14 protein-coding genes are annotated in these 14,805 nt (G+C 36.8%); 1 reads left to right on the top strand and 13 read right to left on the bottom strand.

Annotated features, from left to right (window positions below):
- Positions 1-17: 17 nt before the first annotated feature.
- Complete coding sequence (locus NiCM35_RS04530; RefSeq protein WP_095328778.1) at positions 18-1,091, bottom strand: branched-chain amino acid aminotransferase; 1,074 nt, start codon at positions 1,089-1,091, stop codon at positions 18-20.
- Between the two features lie 165 nt (positions 1,092-1,256).
- Positions 1,257-1,388, bottom strand: coding sequence for a hypothetical protein (locus NiCM35_RS04525; RefSeq protein WP_268874827.1), 132 nt, complete (start codon positions 1,386-1,388; stop codon positions 1,257-1,259).
- 288 nt (positions 1,389-1,676) lie between these two features.
- Here NiCM35_RS04525 and NiCM35_RS04520 point away from each other — a divergent pair, with 288 nt between their 5' ends.
- Positions 1,677-2,819 carry a CAP domain-containing protein gene (locus NiCM35_RS04520; protein ID WP_123257681.1) on the top strand — a complete coding sequence of 381 codons (1,143 nt, stop codon included), beginning with the start codon at positions 1,677-1,679 and terminating at the stop codon, positions 2,817-2,819.
- Between the two features lie 57 nt (positions 2,820-2,876).
- On the opposite strand, the gene NiCM35_RS04515 is transcribed toward NiCM35_RS04520, so the two are convergent.
- The 11 genes from NiCM35_RS04515 to NiCM35_RS04465 form a co-directional block, all read right to left on the bottom strand.
- Complete coding sequence (locus NiCM35_RS04515; RefSeq protein WP_095328776.1) at positions 2,877-3,788, bottom strand: AEC family transporter; 912 nt, start codon at positions 3,786-3,788, stop codon at positions 2,877-2,879.
- A 150-nt stretch (positions 3,789-3,938) separates the two neighbouring features.
- Entirely contained in the window at positions 3,939-5,201 is a 1,263-nt protein-coding gene (locus NiCM35_RS04510; RefSeq protein WP_171509630.1) for an L-lactate MFS transporter, read from the bottom strand.
- Between the two features lie 53 nt (positions 5,202-5,254).
- The gene (gene purT / locus NiCM35_RS04505) at positions 5,255-6,436 is read right to left on the bottom strand and encodes a formate-dependent phosphoribosylglycinamide formyltransferase (RefSeq protein ID WP_433778891.1); all 1,182 of its coding nucleotides are present in this window, start codon (positions 6,434-6,436) and stop codon (positions 5,255-5,257) included.
- 619 nt (positions 6,437-7,055) lie between these two features.
- Positions 7,056-8,369 (bottom strand): allantoinase, encoded by a 1,314-nt coding sequence (locus tag NiCM35_RS04500; protein ID WP_338068395.1) that lies wholly within the window; start codon positions 8,367-8,369, stop codon positions 7,056-7,058.
- Between the two features lie 7 nt (positions 8,370-8,376).
- Entirely contained in the window at positions 8,377-8,718 is a 342-nt protein-coding gene (gene uraH / locus NiCM35_RS04495) for a hydroxyisourate hydrolase (RefSeq protein WP_204259879.1), read from the bottom strand.
- 3 nt (positions 8,719-8,721) lie between these two features.
- Entirely contained in the window at positions 8,722-9,240 is a 519-nt protein-coding gene (uraD, locus tag NiCM35_RS04490) for a 2-oxo-4-hydroxy-4-carboxy-5-ureidoimidazoline decarboxylase (protein ID WP_123257678.1), read from the bottom strand.
- A gap of 4 nt (positions 9,241-9,244) precedes the next feature.
- Positions 9,245-9,733 carry a (2Fe-2S)-binding protein gene (locus NiCM35_RS04485; protein WP_123257677.1) on the bottom strand — a complete coding sequence of 163 codons (489 nt, stop codon included), beginning with the start codon at positions 9,731-9,733 and terminating at the stop codon, positions 9,245-9,247.
- A 10-nt stretch (positions 9,734-9,743) separates the two neighbouring features.
- Positions 9,744-12,032, bottom strand: coding sequence for a xanthine dehydrogenase subunit D (pucD, locus tag NiCM35_RS04480; protein ID WP_123257676.1), 2,289 nt, complete (start codon positions 12,030-12,032; stop codon positions 9,744-9,746).
- A 20-nt stretch (positions 12,033-12,052) separates the two neighbouring features.
- Positions 12,053-12,913 (bottom strand): FAD binding domain-containing protein, encoded by an 861-nt coding sequence (locus NiCM35_RS04475; protein WP_123257675.1) that lies wholly within the window; start codon positions 12,911-12,913, stop codon positions 12,053-12,055.
- A gap of 1 nt (position 12,914) precedes the next feature.
- Positions 12,915-13,526, bottom strand: coding sequence for a nucleotidyltransferase family protein (locus NiCM35_RS04470; protein WP_095328767.1), 612 nt, complete (start codon positions 13,524-13,526; stop codon positions 12,915-12,917).
- On the bottom strand, positions 13,523-14,503 hold the full coding sequence (locus NiCM35_RS04465) for an XdhC family protein (RefSeq protein ID WP_163186878.1): 981 nt from the start codon (positions 14,501-14,503) through the stop codon (positions 13,523-13,525). The genes NiCM35_RS04470 and NiCM35_RS04465 overlap by 4 nt, the downstream gene beginning before the upstream one ends.
- Positions 14,504-14,805 lie beyond the last annotated feature (302 nt).

Raw genomic sequence — 14,805 nt, 5'->3', positions numbered from 1 at the left:
TTTCCTCGCAAAAGGAATTATTTCACTTCAACAGCCCATCCAAATGGATCTTCTTGTCTTCCATTTTGAATATCTGTAATTGTATTATATAATTTGGATGCTAACTCCCCTGTTTCTCCATTATTTAAAACGATTTTTTCCTCGTTCCAGAAGAACTCACCAATCGGGGAGATAACAGCAGCTGTTCCTGTACCAAATGCTTCTTCTAATTGACCATTTTTATGTGCTTCAAAGATTTCAGCAATAGTTATTTTTCTTTCTGTTACAGGAATATTCCAATATTTCAGCAACTCCATAACACTGCTTCTGGTTACCCCTTCTAGTATGCTTCCATTTAATTCAGGGGTATATACTTCCCCATTAATTTTAAAGAAAACATTCATCGCTCCAACTTCTTCAATATATTTCTTTTCTACGCCATCTAGCCAAAGAACTTGGGAATATCCTCTTTCATTTGCAATTTGCTGCGCTTTTAAGCTTGCTGCATAGTTTCCAGCAGTTTTAGCAGATCCTGTACCACCAGCAACTGCACGAACATATTCATTTTCCACAAAAATTTTAACCGGTTTAACTCCTTCTTTATAATACGAACCAACAGGAGATAAAATGATCATAAATTTATAGCTAATTGATGCAGCAACTCCTAAGAACGGCTGTGTGGAAATGATAAATGGTCTTATGTATAAAGAAGTACCTTCCCCTTTCGGAATCCACTCTCTATCAATATTAATTAATTGTGTTAAGGCATTTAGGGCAAACTCTTCATCTATTTCTGGAATACAAAGTCTGTCATTTGATTTATTTAAACGCTCCATATTTTTCTTTGGTCTGAATAATAGCACTTTACCTTCTTCCGTTAAGTATGCCTTCATGCCTTCAAAAACTGCTTGGCCATAGTGGAAAATAACAGAAGCAGGATCTAAAGTTATTGGTTGATATGGCAAAATTTGAGCATCATGCCAACCTTTGTCTACTGTATAATCCATCATAAACATATGGTCTGTAAATACTTTACCAAATACTAATGTAGAAGGATCTGGTTTCGGTTTTTTATCTTTTGCTAAAGTCACAGTAATTGTTTGATCTGTCACGTTTCCATTCTCCTCATCTTAAATATTATTTCTATTTATTATAACGCAAACTTACTGTAGTGAAAGTAATTTCGAAAAAAAGATGTAAAAATTTTTACTAATAGTTATTTACAGCACAAAAAAAGCAACCAATATCTACAAAATTTGTACATTTGGTTGCAACAATTAATTCCAATGCTTTGTGTCTTCTAAAAGTTCATCAATTTCTATGTCGATTAAATTCCATGTGGATATTTCCTGCTCTAAATCGGCTGTGTTTGTTAAAATCTCATCGATGTCGGTTCTAATTAAATGCATAGTAGCCTCCTTTAAAACCGTCTTAAATCTGTCTAGAGTGCTTATAACTAAAATTTCCCAAATGGGAACGGTTATATTCATTATAGCAGTTTATACTGTTTACATATAATAAAGATGCTTTACAAATTGATTACACAGTCTAGACAAACCAATTAGGACGTAATGACATGGTATAATAATTAAATAGGATAAAAAGTGAAAAACAATCTATCTCAATATACCCAGATAAAATAGTTTTAAACCTAATTTTTTTGGTTATAATTAGAAGACTATTGGAGGTTACTATCAATGATTAGACTATTAAAATGGGTTATTACCATTCTCCTTATATATGGGGCATATAATTTTTATCTTAAAGACAATGGACATAATGCTGAAGAAAGCAAACCTTCTGGTTCCATGGAAAATCGCATAAATCAAGATTCGATCACTTCCTTTTTCCAATCTTTTACTGATGAGTTTGAAAAAATAAAATCCTTTTTTAAAGATGCAGAGGATATGTTACCAGACTGGAATTTTGAAGAAAATACTGAAGATACAGAAGAAATTGATAAACCAGAATTAGTTACACCGCAAGACCATCCTTTTTCGATTCATAATATATCTCTCGGCGATGATAAAAAGTCGGTTGAAAAGTCACTGGGATCACCAAAGCGTGAAACAATTAATGAATACGGCATCTCTTGGTATGCCTATCATCAAAATTATCACAATTTTGTTATGGTAGGCTATGATGAACATAATCAAGTAGAAGCTTTATATACCAATCAAGATTTAATTGCTTCAACAAACGGGATAAAAAAAGGAACAAAGAAAGAAGTTGTCTTAAAAACATTAGGAAAACCATTAACAGAGATAAGAAAAGGACTTGTTTTTTATAAAATGGCAGAGGACAGGGATTACGAAGTGTTCGCACTTGATGATTCATATGTAACGGTATTCTTTGATAAGCATGAAAATAACACCGTAACTGCTCTGCAAATTATCAGCTCTTCCTTAGAAGAAAATCGCAAGGATTTTTATGTGGAAGGAAATGAAAAATTAAAAGAAGGCTTTGAATACCAATTATTTGATTTAACTAATGCCAGTCGTGTCAATAACCATTTAAAGCCGCTGACTTGGAATGAGGCAGTTCGTGATACGGCTCAAAAACATAGTTTAGATATGGCAGAAAATAATTATTTCAGCCATACTAATCTGGAGGGTGAATCTCCATTTGATCGCATGCTTAACGATGGTATCCGTTACACGATAGCAGGGGAAAATTTGGCTTATGGCCAAAACAGCAGTATATTTGCTCACGAAGGCTTAATGAATTCGAGCGGCCATCGAGAAAATATTCTTCAAAAAGATTTCGCCTCTCTCGGCGTAGGAGTTGCCTTTAACAATAAGTCTCAACCATATTATACCGAAAACTTCCTGACAGAATAAAAAACGAGGCTGGAAAATTGATTCCAGCCTCGTTTTTACGATTAACAAACTTTCTATTTATACAATTAAATTACCAATCATCCAAATTAAGAAAAAACTAATGACTATCGATAAATTAGCAGCAGTTCCTACAAATCGTTGGTTATATTTAAACTCCACACTATACGGTAAAACACTTGATGCCATCGGCAAGATTAAGCAGATTAAAATGGTATAACGAAACATATCTTCTGCTGGCCATAAAAAATATGCTAGTACGCCTAAAAAAAGCCCTGTCCCGTACCGAATCCCTAGTACCCTTCCAATTCCTTTCCAGTGACTCTTTTCAAAAGAAAAGTTCAAATAAATACCGAGAAGCAGCAAAGAGAGTGGCATATTAGCCTTCGAAATGGTAGATGTCACATCAATTATCTGATGGGGTATCTCGATACCTACAATACTGATGAAGAAAATAAGTACATAGGTCATCAGCGGGATCGATCGTCCCAGCTTCCCTACCACTTGCTTCGCTGAAAGTTCGGATCCTTCTTGTGAATAATAGCTGCCAATTAAATAACTAATTCCGAAAGTGACAAGGGCATTCCCAATATCGAACATACCAAAATATTTTATCCCTTCAGCCCCCCATATACCCTGCACCAAAGGATATGCAAAAATACCAATGTTAAATCCGGGTATCAACATACCTAACATCCCTTTTTGCTTATTCGCTTCATTTCGGAACAGAAATAGTCCAATTATGGAAATAAGAACACCATAGAATAAACCAAGAAATACCAATATTAACAAAGATTTTTCAATTATGACATTATGTAAGGTGGTGATGATTAAACAAGGTAAAGTAATATTGAAAATGATCCTTGCAAGCCCTTCTCCATCTTTTTCTTTAATAATATTTCTTTGTTTAAAGAAATACCCCATGCCAATAATAATCACGGAATACAAAAATTGCGTATTAAAATTTTCCATTTTCTAATTTCCCCTAACTAAGCTGCAAATTTCCAATGAACCTACTATACTACTAATCCGTATACTTGCAAAGACTTAGATAGAAAAAGACTTATTACGTTTGAGAAAATTTTAGATGCATCAAACGTGATAAGTCTTTTTTAAATACTATTAGAAGCTATTACTTTCTGTCACTGATTTATTCAATTCTTTTAATCTGCGAATATCTAAACGAATAAGTAAAGAAACAGCCAGAGATACAATAAACATACAAGAGAAAACAAGTAATGTTCCTTGATAGCTTCCTGTTGTGTCACGAATCCATGATACAATGCTAGGTCCAGCAACACCTGCAGCTGACCAAGCTGTAAGAATATAACCATGAATAGCTCCTAGCTGTTTTGTGCCAAAAATATCACCAATATAAGCTGGAATGGACGCGAAACCTCCACCATAGCAAGACATAATTATAAAAATAATGATGGAAAAGGCAATATAATGATGTAAATGTGGCAGTGCAAAGAATGCAACTACTTGAACAGCAAAAAACAAAGTATATACATTGGGTCTGCCGATATAGTCAGAAATTGTAGCCCATGCAATTCTTCCAACTCCATTAAATACACCCATAATCCCAACTAGGGTCGCAGCACCCGCAACTGACATGCCTGCCAATTCCTGTCCCATGGGCGAAGCAACGGCAAGAATAGCAATACCACATGTGATGTTGATAAATAGCATAATCCATAACGCCCAAAATCTTTTTGTTTTAACTGCTTCATTTGCTGTTAATTGTGATAAATCTTCCTTTACTATTACATTACCAGCTTCAACTGATTGCTGAAAACCTTTCGGCAAATAGCCTTTTGGAGGTGCTTCTAAATATTGTGCTGAAACAAATATAATAACAAAATAAACAGCTGCAAGAATATAAAAAGTATTAGATATACCAACTGTATTAATTAAATGATTCATAACTGGGCTACTGATCATTGCAGCAAAACCAAATCCCATAATAGCTAATCCAGTTGCCAATCCTCTGCGGTCCGGAAACCACTTAACTAATGTGGATACAGGAGTAATATACCCAACCCCTAAGCCAATCCCCCCAAACATTCCATAAGTAATGTAGAGAAGTGGTAAAGATTCGATACTTGTAGCAAATCCAGCACCAGCCATCCCTAAACCGAACATACAAGCAGACAACATGCCGGAAGTTCGTGGTCCGTATTTTTCAACAAAATGTCCTAAAAACGCCGCTGATAATCCTAAAAATAAGATCGCAATACTAAAAGTCCAGGAAATACTCGTTAATGTCCAATTATACTGTGATTCAAGCGGCTTTGTAAATACACTCCATGCGTATACAGATCCGATTGAAATATGAATACCAACTGCAGATAAAGCAATAAGCCAACGATTTTTTGTTTTCATTGTAATACCCCTATTGTGTTTATTTGTAAATTATCTTAAATTACATTTTCTAGTCAGCTAGAATAGGTGATGGAAAGTGGCGCGGAAGCTTTCCTTACCCCTTCTAACGCTAAATCCACCGTTTCATTTGTATGCAATACTACTGCCATTCTCCGCCCTTTTGTTGTCTTTGGTTTTCCAAAAATGCGTATTTGGGTATTTTCAAATGATAGCGTTTCTTCTATCCCCTGAATGAAATAGCTGTTACTTTCTTCAGTTGCTTTTAATGTTTTACTAGCACCTGGGCTATGTAGTTTCACTCCTGAAACTGGATACCCTAAAATCGCTATAACATGTAACGCAAACTCAGAAAGGTCTTGAGTAATCATTGTTACCATTCCAGTATCATGTGGACGTGGTGAGACTTCACTAAAATAAACATCATTTTCCGTTAAAAATAACTCCACACCAAAAATTCCATATCCACCCAGACTATCCGTGATTTTCTTAGCAATCATTTCTGCCTCATCTAATTGTTCAGCCGACATGAAATGAGGCTGCCATGATTCTATATAATCTCCGTCTTTTTGGGTATGCCCAATTGGAGGACAAAAGGTAGTGCCATTAACTGAACGTACGGTTAAAAGCGTAATCTCTGATTCAAATTCAATAAACTCTTCCACTATGACTCTTGTTTTCTTTCCTCTTCCGCCATCAACAGCTTCTTTCCAGGAAAATTCAATTTCATCTATGCTCCGGCAAATACTTTGCCCTTTTCCAGAAGAGCTCATGACTGGCTTTATTACACAAGGAAAACCTATATTATGTACGGCATCTTTCAATTCTGTTATGTTATTGGCAAAGGCATATTTTGCAGTCGGTATGTTCAACGTTTCACTTGCTAATCTTCTTATACCTTCACGATCCATCGTTAAATAGGTAGCTTTAGCAGTTGGAACTACCGAATACCCCTCTTCTTCTAGCTCCATAAGCGCACTCGTTGCAATCGCCTCAATTTCAGGAACAATATAATCTGGTTTTTCTTTTTCAATTATTGCTTTTAATTGGTTAACATCAAGCATATCTACTGTATATGCGCGGTGGGCAACATGACTTGCTGGTGCTTGTTCATAACGATCGACTGCGATTGTTTCTAGTCCCAGTCGCTGCGCTTCGATAATAACCTCTTTACCCAATTCTCCAGAACCTAATAACATAATCTTTCTTGCTTGTGAAGTATTTGGTGCTCCTAACACGATTGCCAATCCCCCTAAACAATTAATTATTCCTTTATTCTGCATAATATCGTAAAAATCTCTTCTATTCAAGTATTTTTTTCTCCATTTCCGAACGTTTTTATAATTTAGTTATTAATAATTCGTATTTTGTTATAATGATGGAAAAATTAATTGTTGATAAGTGTTAGTGCATTTAGGGAAGAGGAACGCTGCTTTTCGTGGAAAGGATGGCGTAAGTGGATTTCATTCAACAAATGAACGCTTTTTTTTGCGAAAAAGATAGCATAATTGGTTTTCATTCAACAAATGAACGCTTTTTTTTGCGAAAAAGATAATATAAGTGGTTTTCATTCTCCAGATGAACGCCACTTTTTGCGATAAAGATGGCGTAAGTGGATTTCATTCAACAAATGAACGCCACTTTTTGCGGAAAAGATAATATAAGTGGTTTTCATTCTCCAGATGAACGCCACTTTTTGCGGAAAAGATGGTGTAAGTGGTTTTCATTGGCAAATAAATACTTTCTATACAAAAGGAAACAAAACAATCCATGATTAGAGGTTTTTCCTCCTCAATCATGGTTAATTACAGACACTAAACACTCCTGTATCCTTATTAATAAATTGTGAAAGTCTTGCTATCCATTAAGAGTTGAATAAACTATTTCTCCTTTGCAAATAGTTGCTTTCACTTTACCCCTAAACGTTTTGCCTATATAAGGGCTTATTTTATGCTTATAATACAGATCTTCCTTTTGGAGTGTATAGGTTTCATTTAAATCAACAATAGCTATATCTGCATCACTTCCATTTGCGAAACTTCCTTTTTGTGGATAGAGACCGAAGCGTTTAGCTGGGTTCGTACTTGTTATTTTTGCGATAAGCGGAAGAGAAATTCCTCGTTTCCAATAGCCTTCTTCTAATAAAACAGACAGGGTTGTTTGACAGCCGGCAATTCCACCCCACGCTTCTAATAAATTGCCATTTTTCATCGATGGCAGAGATGGTGAATGATCAGATCCAATCATATCAATTTCCTCTCGTTTGATTGCTTTCCACAAGTCATCTACTTCCTTATCAGAACGCAGGGGTGGAGCACATTTTGCGACTGCTCCTAATTCTTCTAAGTCATCGATTGTTAATGACAAATAATGAGGACATGTTTCGACGCTTATGTCCAGCCCTCGCTTCTTTGCGGAAACTATTGGTTCCAATACTTTCGAACTGCTAATGTGAACAATATGCAGTTTACACTTTGTGGATTCGGCATAAGCAATGATGCGTTGAACAGCCTCCACTTCCGAAAATATCGGTCTTGCATTGGAAAAAGCAAGGCCAAGATTCGTCTGTTGATGGATGATTTCTTTGCTTAAAAACTCTGTAATCGTATCACTTTCTGCATGTACAGCCAAGATACTATGTAAGGCTGCGATTTTTTGCATCGCTTGATATAAAGTGCGGTCATCAGCGCTTTGGAAATCTTCTATCCCGCTATTCGACATAAATGCTTTAAAACCAATGACACCACATTTTACTAATTTTTCAATCTCATCATAATTTCCTGGAACAATTCCGCCCCATAAACGGTAATCAATAATTGATTTTTCCTTTGCTAGCCTTTCTTTTTGCTGGAAACCATATTCTGTTGTTGTAGGTGGATGACTATTTAGAGGCATATCAAAAAATAAAGTTGCACCACCAGCAGCTAAGCTTTTGCTGCCTGATTCAAGCCCTTCCCAGTCGCTTCTTCCTGGCTCGTTAAAATGGACATGTGAATCAATAACACCGGGAAATAGATATAGTCCATCCGCATTGAAGATTTTTGTAGCGTTATTTCCGTTAATTTCCGAACCAACCAGGACTATTTTCCCACCCTTTACTCCGACATCAGCTTTATATAATGTTTCCTCATTTACAAGGATTCCATTTTGAATGATTAAATCTAAATCCACCAAGTCATCAGCTCCCCCGATAGGTTTGATATCCCCAGCCAGATAATAATAAAGGAATATGATAATGCGGCTGGGTTTCATCTGTATAAAAACGGATAGGAATCGTGGTGAAAAATGGGTGTTGTTCTTCTAAATGACGATAATACTCTTGTATATGAAATACTAATTCGAATTCTCCAGTCTCTACTTTTTCTAATAGGATAGTGTCGACTCTGCCGTCTTGGTTGGTTATTCCGCTTGCTAAAAAAATTCTTTCAGAATCTAGTAATCTCCACAGCTCAACTTTTATCCCTTTTCCTGGTTTCCCCTTGGATAAATCTAATACATGAGTTGTTATGCCCATTTTCATAATCTATGCACCTTGTCCTTCTGTTTCTAGTTTGACTATTTCCTCTAATCGGAATTTCGATATAGAAAATATCTCAGTTAATGCAGTTTGAAATTCCTCTTCCTTTGTGTGGTTTACACGTTCTTTCATGGACTGATAAACGGAATCCTTGGTATGACCTTTGACAGCTAAGATAAACGGAAAGCCGAATTTCTCGGAATAGGTCTTATTTAAGGCTGCAAATTGCATGTATTCTTGCTCCGATAATTGATTCAAGCCAGCACCTTTTTGTTCCTTACTAGAAGAGGAGGTCATTTTTAACTTCCCGCCTAAATCAGGATGTGCCCGGATTAAATCAAGCTGATCTCCAATTGGCGCTTCCATTACTGCCTGTACCATTAGTTGATAGAGTGTATTTAAGCTTGGAAAGGGGCGATAATTCCAAGTTTTATTGGCAATCCACGGACTATGCTCGAACACCCAGCCAATCTTTTCGATGAATTCCTGTCGATTCATTTGATTAATTTCTGCTATCGTATACATATATTCATCCCTTTTCATCCCGTTTATTAGTTAACAACGTAACAGCTCTTAAAATTCCTTCATATCCTGTACAGCGACAAAGGTTTCCAGATAAAGCAGTCAGTACTTCCGCTCTAGAGGGATGCTCGTTTTCATCTAGTAAACTTTTTAATGCCATTACCATCCCAGGAGTACAGTAACCACACTGTAGTGCGCCCGCCTGTAAAAATGCTTCTTGGATGGGATGAAGATTTTTTTCTGCTAAGCTTTCAATCGTTAAAATTTCTGCATTTTCTAATTGATATGCCATTACTAAACAGGAATTCACCAGCTTTCCGTTCATGATGACTGAGCAAGCACCACACCTACCAGCTTCGCAAGCTATTTTCGTCCCAGTAAAAGTTAAAACCTCCCTAAGAATATCAACAAGGCGAAATGTTGGAGGAAGACTTAGCGTTAAAGATTCTCCATTCACCTTAAAAGTGGTTGTTTCCGTGATTTCATTTGTATCCATTTGCCCCCTCCTAATCTAGTAAACCTTGTTGTTTTTCCAATGCTTGTAATAGTATATCCGCACGCACTGGTAGTTGATTAAGCCATATGCCTGTTGCGTCATGAATGGCGGAAATGATAGCAGGAGCAACAGCAACTGTGCCGATTTCCCCCACACCTCTTGGCCCATAGTCATCTCCGGGGACTAATTCTTCTATGGCTGTTACCGTTGTCTCTATCGGAATATCGAGTATCGTTGGAATAAGATAGGTATCAAAATTTTCATTCATGTATCGGCCATTTTCCATTACTGCATCCTCCATAATCGTAAATCCTAACCCCATATTAGCTCCCCCTTCAATTTGCCCTAAATATCCCATTGGGTTCACTACAGGTCCAGCTGAAATAACATGGTCCATCCTAGTTACTGCAACGATCCCGGTTAAAATATCTATTTCGACCTCTGCTGCTACTCCAGCAAAAGTATATAGGAAGTGACCGCCGTCAATCGAGTTTGGCGTAGTAGGAAAGTGATAGCTTGCTGAAACAGTTGGTAGCTCTTCACATGAATCTGCTAACTGTTTATAGGAAAGAATAAGCGCTGGTCCCTTGTTTTCTTCTTCCTTTTTCCAAATGCCGTTTTTACCAAGGTATAAGCTTTCTTTTGAGCATTTAGTTTGTTTTTCTGCTAATGTAAGGAGTTTTTCGCTAAATGGAGCTTTTAATTTACTGATCCCTAGCCACACCATATTTGTTGCTCGTGAGGCAGTAGAAGATCCAGAATGAGGAACTTTAGCTGTATCACCAATAATAATTTCAATATCACTAGACACGCAAAAAAAGGTATCTGTCATAATCATTTCAATGGTTGAGATTAATCCTTGCCCACATTCTTCGAAACCAAAAGACACCTCTATTTTTCCTGCACTGTTTAAAGCCAATCGGGCACCAGAAGCATCTGCTCTTCCATATCCCAACCCCCCTCCATGCATGGTAATACTATATCCCCTTCCTTTTATTTTCCCATCTCCATCCATCGCATTGGTGTCCAAGTTTTTTTGAAGTATTGCTGACTTGGTAATTTCAGCAAGGACAGCATAAGCACCAGTTGTTGCAACAATAGGCTGATCTACCGGGCCAAAATCTTCTGTCTTGCGTAAATTAGTGAAGCGTAATTTAGTTGAATCTATTTTTGCTTTTTCCGCTAAGCGTTCAATTTGCGTTTCTAATGCAAAGGTGATTTGATTGCCGCCAAATCCTCTGAATTCACCGGCAACGCCGTTATTCGTATAAACGGAATAGCCATTAACATCTACATTTTCGATTATATATGGACCAGTACTATGCTCTACAGCAAAGTCAAGTACTGCCGGTCCTAAAGTCGCATAAGCACCAGTATCTGCCGTAATCTTCACTTGGTGGGCAATTATTTTTCCAGATGCATCGGCACCTGTCTTCATATAGATTTTCATTGGATGTCTTTTTAAACCAGCCTTAATCGATATTCTTCTTGATTGATGGATTTTCACCGGTCGCTGTGTTTTTAATGCCAGCAAGCTGATATAGGGCTGAACATTTAATTCGTCCTTCCCTCCAAATGAGCCCCCAATCGGGCTAGAGATAATCCGGATTTTTTCCAGCGGGAGTGTTAAAATTCGAGAAAGCTGCAGCTGATCTTTAAAACCATGCTGGGTTGGTGCATAAATGGTAATGCCTCCTGCTTCATCTGGTACAGCCACACCACCTTCCGTTTCCATATAAGCATGCATTTGTCTTGGTGTCTGATACGTTTCTTCTATGATCCATTCACACTTATTAAAAGCTTCCTCTATATTGCTTTTTCCCTTCTTAAAAGCAGCATGGTGAAGGAGATTTCCTTCTTTATGCAGCCTGATTGCAGTGTCTTTTAAGGCTTCATCTGGATCTGTTATTGTCTGCAACGGCTGATACTTTACTTTAATTAAGGAAATGGCTTTTTGTGCTATTTCCTTTGTTCTAGCCGCAACAGCGGCAATTGCGTCGCCTACATATCTGACTTTCTCTTCACAAAAGACAGGTTGATCCTGTATAACAATCCCAAAGCCATTTAAGCCTGGTACATCCTTATAGGTGATAACAGCAAAAACCCCAGCAAGCTCTTCTGCTTCTTTAGTATCAATCGATTCAATTTCCGCATGAGGATATTCACTTCTTAGAACGGTTCCATAGAGCATATTAGGAAACGTTAAGTCTGTTAAATACTTAAGTTTTCCGGTCACTTTAGGCTCGCCGTCTCTTCTTATTTTCCAACGACTACCAGCGCTTTCGATATCAAGAACCATTTTAACAACTCCCTTCTTCTCTATTGGAGTAATTCTTTCATATTAGCAACAATTACGTTTGCTGCGACTTTTTTGCGATAAGCTTCTGATATAAAGGGATCTGTATAAGAAGAGAAATCTTCCTGAATTACTTTAAAGATGCGGGACCAATCAATAGCACTATGTGAGCGGGTAAACTCCCTTTCTGTGCTTATAAGACGAGTCGGAATGTGACTGCCGCCGCCAATTGCAATTCTTATTATTCTTATATTTTTTTCTTCAAACTCTAGATACCCTGCAATCGAGATAATAGCGGCAGTAAAACTGGCCCGTCTACCAATCTTTTTAAAAAAAGAATATGTTTCTGTCTTCGGTGCTGCTATTGGTATGAGCACTTTTGTTAACAATTCAGATGAGTGGCTTTTTTGTGATGCCAGCCAATCCTTTAATGTGACCAAGTAGGTCTCCTTGCCATTAAAAAATGTTAATTGTGCCTCCAAAACTAATAAAGCAGGAATGCAATCACCAATTTTGCTGCATATATTTCCGCCAATTGTTCCTCTGTTACGGATAGCAGGAGCTGCTATCTTTTCACATGCTGCTACTATAAGCGGAGCCTTTTTTTGTACCAATGGGTTGATTAAACAATCAGAAATAGACATGCCTGCACCAATCTGCAAGAAATATTGACCATTTCGCTCTACTTCTGAGATTCCTTTTAACTCTATTAATTTTTCTGTACTAATAAGATGGTTTGGCTTGTCATGACCTGCTTCCCAATTTACTTGAAGGATCGTTCCGCCAGAAATGAAGGCATAATCTGATTCATTCCATTTATTAATAGCAGCTAAGGTGGTAGGTATTTCCACAGTAGTCGGATAATTGAGTGTTGAAACATGCATGTTATTCCCTCCTTTTCAGCACTTTTTCATAATCATTTTTTGTATCAATATCAATAAAATATTCTTCTTCAGAAAATTCAATCTTTTCTCCTTGCAATATACCATCTTTTAATAATTTTCTAGCTCCTTTATCTCCTTCTAGCTGGTTTACATCTGATAATGCGCTCTGATGGAACAAAATCGGTGGTTTGTATACTCCATTATGCATGCTTGCTACATATTTATATGGAGGGTGTAATGGAGTAGTCACGATTTTATCAATCATATCATGGGTAATGAAAGGTTGATCTGCTAAACATACAAGAATCTTTTCAGCTTGTTGCTCGATAGCTGCTCTAAACCCTTTTTTTAAGGAATAAGATTGTCCTAGAGACGATTCGTCACAATTAATCACTTTCCCTTTTTTTCCATTTAATAAGAGTTTATTGACAGGAGTTATCCAGTTTAAGTCATCGTCTGGTTGGGTGATAACAATTACAAAATCAACAAATGGCGAGGTCAGCAACACGGATAATGCATGATTACCTACTGGTTCATTCCGAAGAGGAAGGGACAGTTTATGTTCACCCATCCTCTTGCTATTCCCTGCTGCTAAATATAGAGCTGCAATCATCCAATTTTCCCCATAACAGAATTCTTGCTATTTTTTATCTTAATTAATTGTGCTGTTATACTAATGGCGATTTCTTCTGGGCTTTCTGAATGAATAGATATCCCCACTGGATAGTGGACCCAATCTGGCTTTATTTTTTCTGCCAATAATTTTTCCGATCTCTTTTTGGAGCCTAATAAGCCTAAGAATTTCACCCTTCGTTCCAAAAGTAAATGTACGAATTCCTGATCTTTACTAAAGTTGTGTGTCATCAATAATAGATAATCATTTTCTGAGGGATTTATTGCGTCTAGTACCTGAGTCGGAGAACCTATTTGGTATTCTTTTGCATCAGGGAAATTATCTACTGAACAATTAGCTTCTCGCCAATCAGATAAAATGACATAAAACCCAGCTTTGCTTGCAAAATAAACAACTGGCCTAACATCAGGTCCTGCCCCATAGATAATTAATCTTGGTTGAGGAGAGAGAACTTGTGTAAATATATAATTATTTCCGGTATCCAAAAAAGAAGTTAATGCTGGATTTGTTTCTTCTTTTCCTAGTGGAATAACCGTATTAACAAGGAATTTATTTATTTTATGGAAACTCTTAATAAGTTTGACACTTTCTCCTTTTTGCATATATGATTTTAATTGCTGAAAAACAGCGCTTGTTGCTGGTGTGATCGGTTCAACCATAATATAAATTTTCCCATCACATCCAACGCCTTGCCCCCATGTTAAGTCATCTTCAGATCGCAGATCGTATTCCATCAGAAAGGCTTTTGCTTCTTTCTGCATTTCGATTCGTGCGAGTAAATCCTGTTCTACACATCCGCCTGTTAGTAATCCCTCTTCTTTACCGGTCTCTGTGATGTACATCAAAGTTCCTTCTTTTCGGTAGGCTGTTCCTTCCACATTCACAATTGTCGCTAAATAATTGTTTTTTTCCATTGCAATAACCGCATCAATAACAGCATAATGATCGGAAGACATGCTAACTCCTCCATTCCAATCAAATTTTTAGTCGGATCGAAAATAATTGTTACCTTTTATTACATTGGATGTTATTACATCATATTAATTCCTTCCCTTTTATATGTCATTGGACTAATTAAATAATAATCAAAGAGGTAATTAGATAAATTGAACAAATTATCTAAAAATTACAAAAGAATTGTTGAGGTTTCAAAATATTTGTATTCATTTTTTACTAGCTTTATATATTTACATTTCCTTGATTATCAACTATAATTCTCATATCTTGGATTAAAAAATTCTTCTTTTCGTCTTTCTTA

The organism is Niallia sp. M35 (assembly GCF_050971705.1).
GTDB lineage: Bacteria > Bacillota > Bacilli > Bacillales > Cytobacillaceae > Niallia > Niallia circulans_A.
The sequence above is the reverse complement of the archived record's forward strand: the minus strand, read 5'-3'. Positions and strand labels throughout refer to the sequence as shown.

What these genes read in the sequence shown, in the direction of transcription:
- uraH (WP_204259879.1), bottom strand. Translation starts at nt 8,718, where the DNA reads ATGAAAATGGGCATAACAACTCATGTATTAGATTTATCCAAGGGGAAA.
- NiCM35_RS04525 (WP_268874827.1), bottom strand. Translation starts at nt 1,388, where the DNA reads ATGCATTTAATTAGAACCGACATCGATGAGATTTTAACAAACACAGCC.
- NiCM35_RS04520 (WP_123257681.1), top strand. Translation starts at nt 1,677, where the DNA reads ATGATTAGACTATTAAAATGGGTTATTACCATTCTCCTTATATATGGG.
- NiCM35_RS04485 (WP_123257677.1), bottom strand. Translation starts at nt 9,733, where the DNA reads ATGGATACAAATGAAATCACGGAAACAACCACTTTTAAGGTGAATGGA.
- NiCM35_RS04510 (WP_171509630.1), bottom strand. Translation starts at nt 5,201, where the DNA reads ATGAAAACAAAAAATCGTTGGCTTATTGCTTTATCTGCAGTTGGTATT.
- NiCM35_RS04465 (WP_163186878.1), bottom strand. Translation starts at nt 14,503, where the DNA reads ATGTCTTCCGATCATTATGCTGTTATTGATGCGGTTATTGCAATGGAA.
- pucD (WP_123257676.1), bottom strand. Translation starts at nt 12,032, where the DNA reads ATGGTTCTTGATATCGAAAGCGCTGGTAGTCGTTGGAAAATAAGAAGA.
- NiCM35_RS04470 (WP_095328767.1), bottom strand. Translation starts at nt 13,526, where the DNA reads ATGATTGCAGCTCTATATTTAGCAGCAGGGAATAGCAAGAGGATGGGT.
- NiCM35_RS04475 (WP_123257675.1), bottom strand. Translation starts at nt 12,913, where the DNA reads ATGCATGTTTCAACACTCAATTATCCGACTACTGTGGAAATACCTACC.
- NiCM35_RS04515 (WP_095328776.1), bottom strand. Translation starts at nt 3,788, where the DNA reads ATGGAAAATTTTAATACGCAATTTTTGTATTCCGTGATTATTATTGGC.
- uraD (WP_123257678.1), bottom strand. Translation starts at nt 9,240, where the DNA reads ATGTATACGATAGCAGAAATTAATCAAATGAATCGACAGGAATTCATC.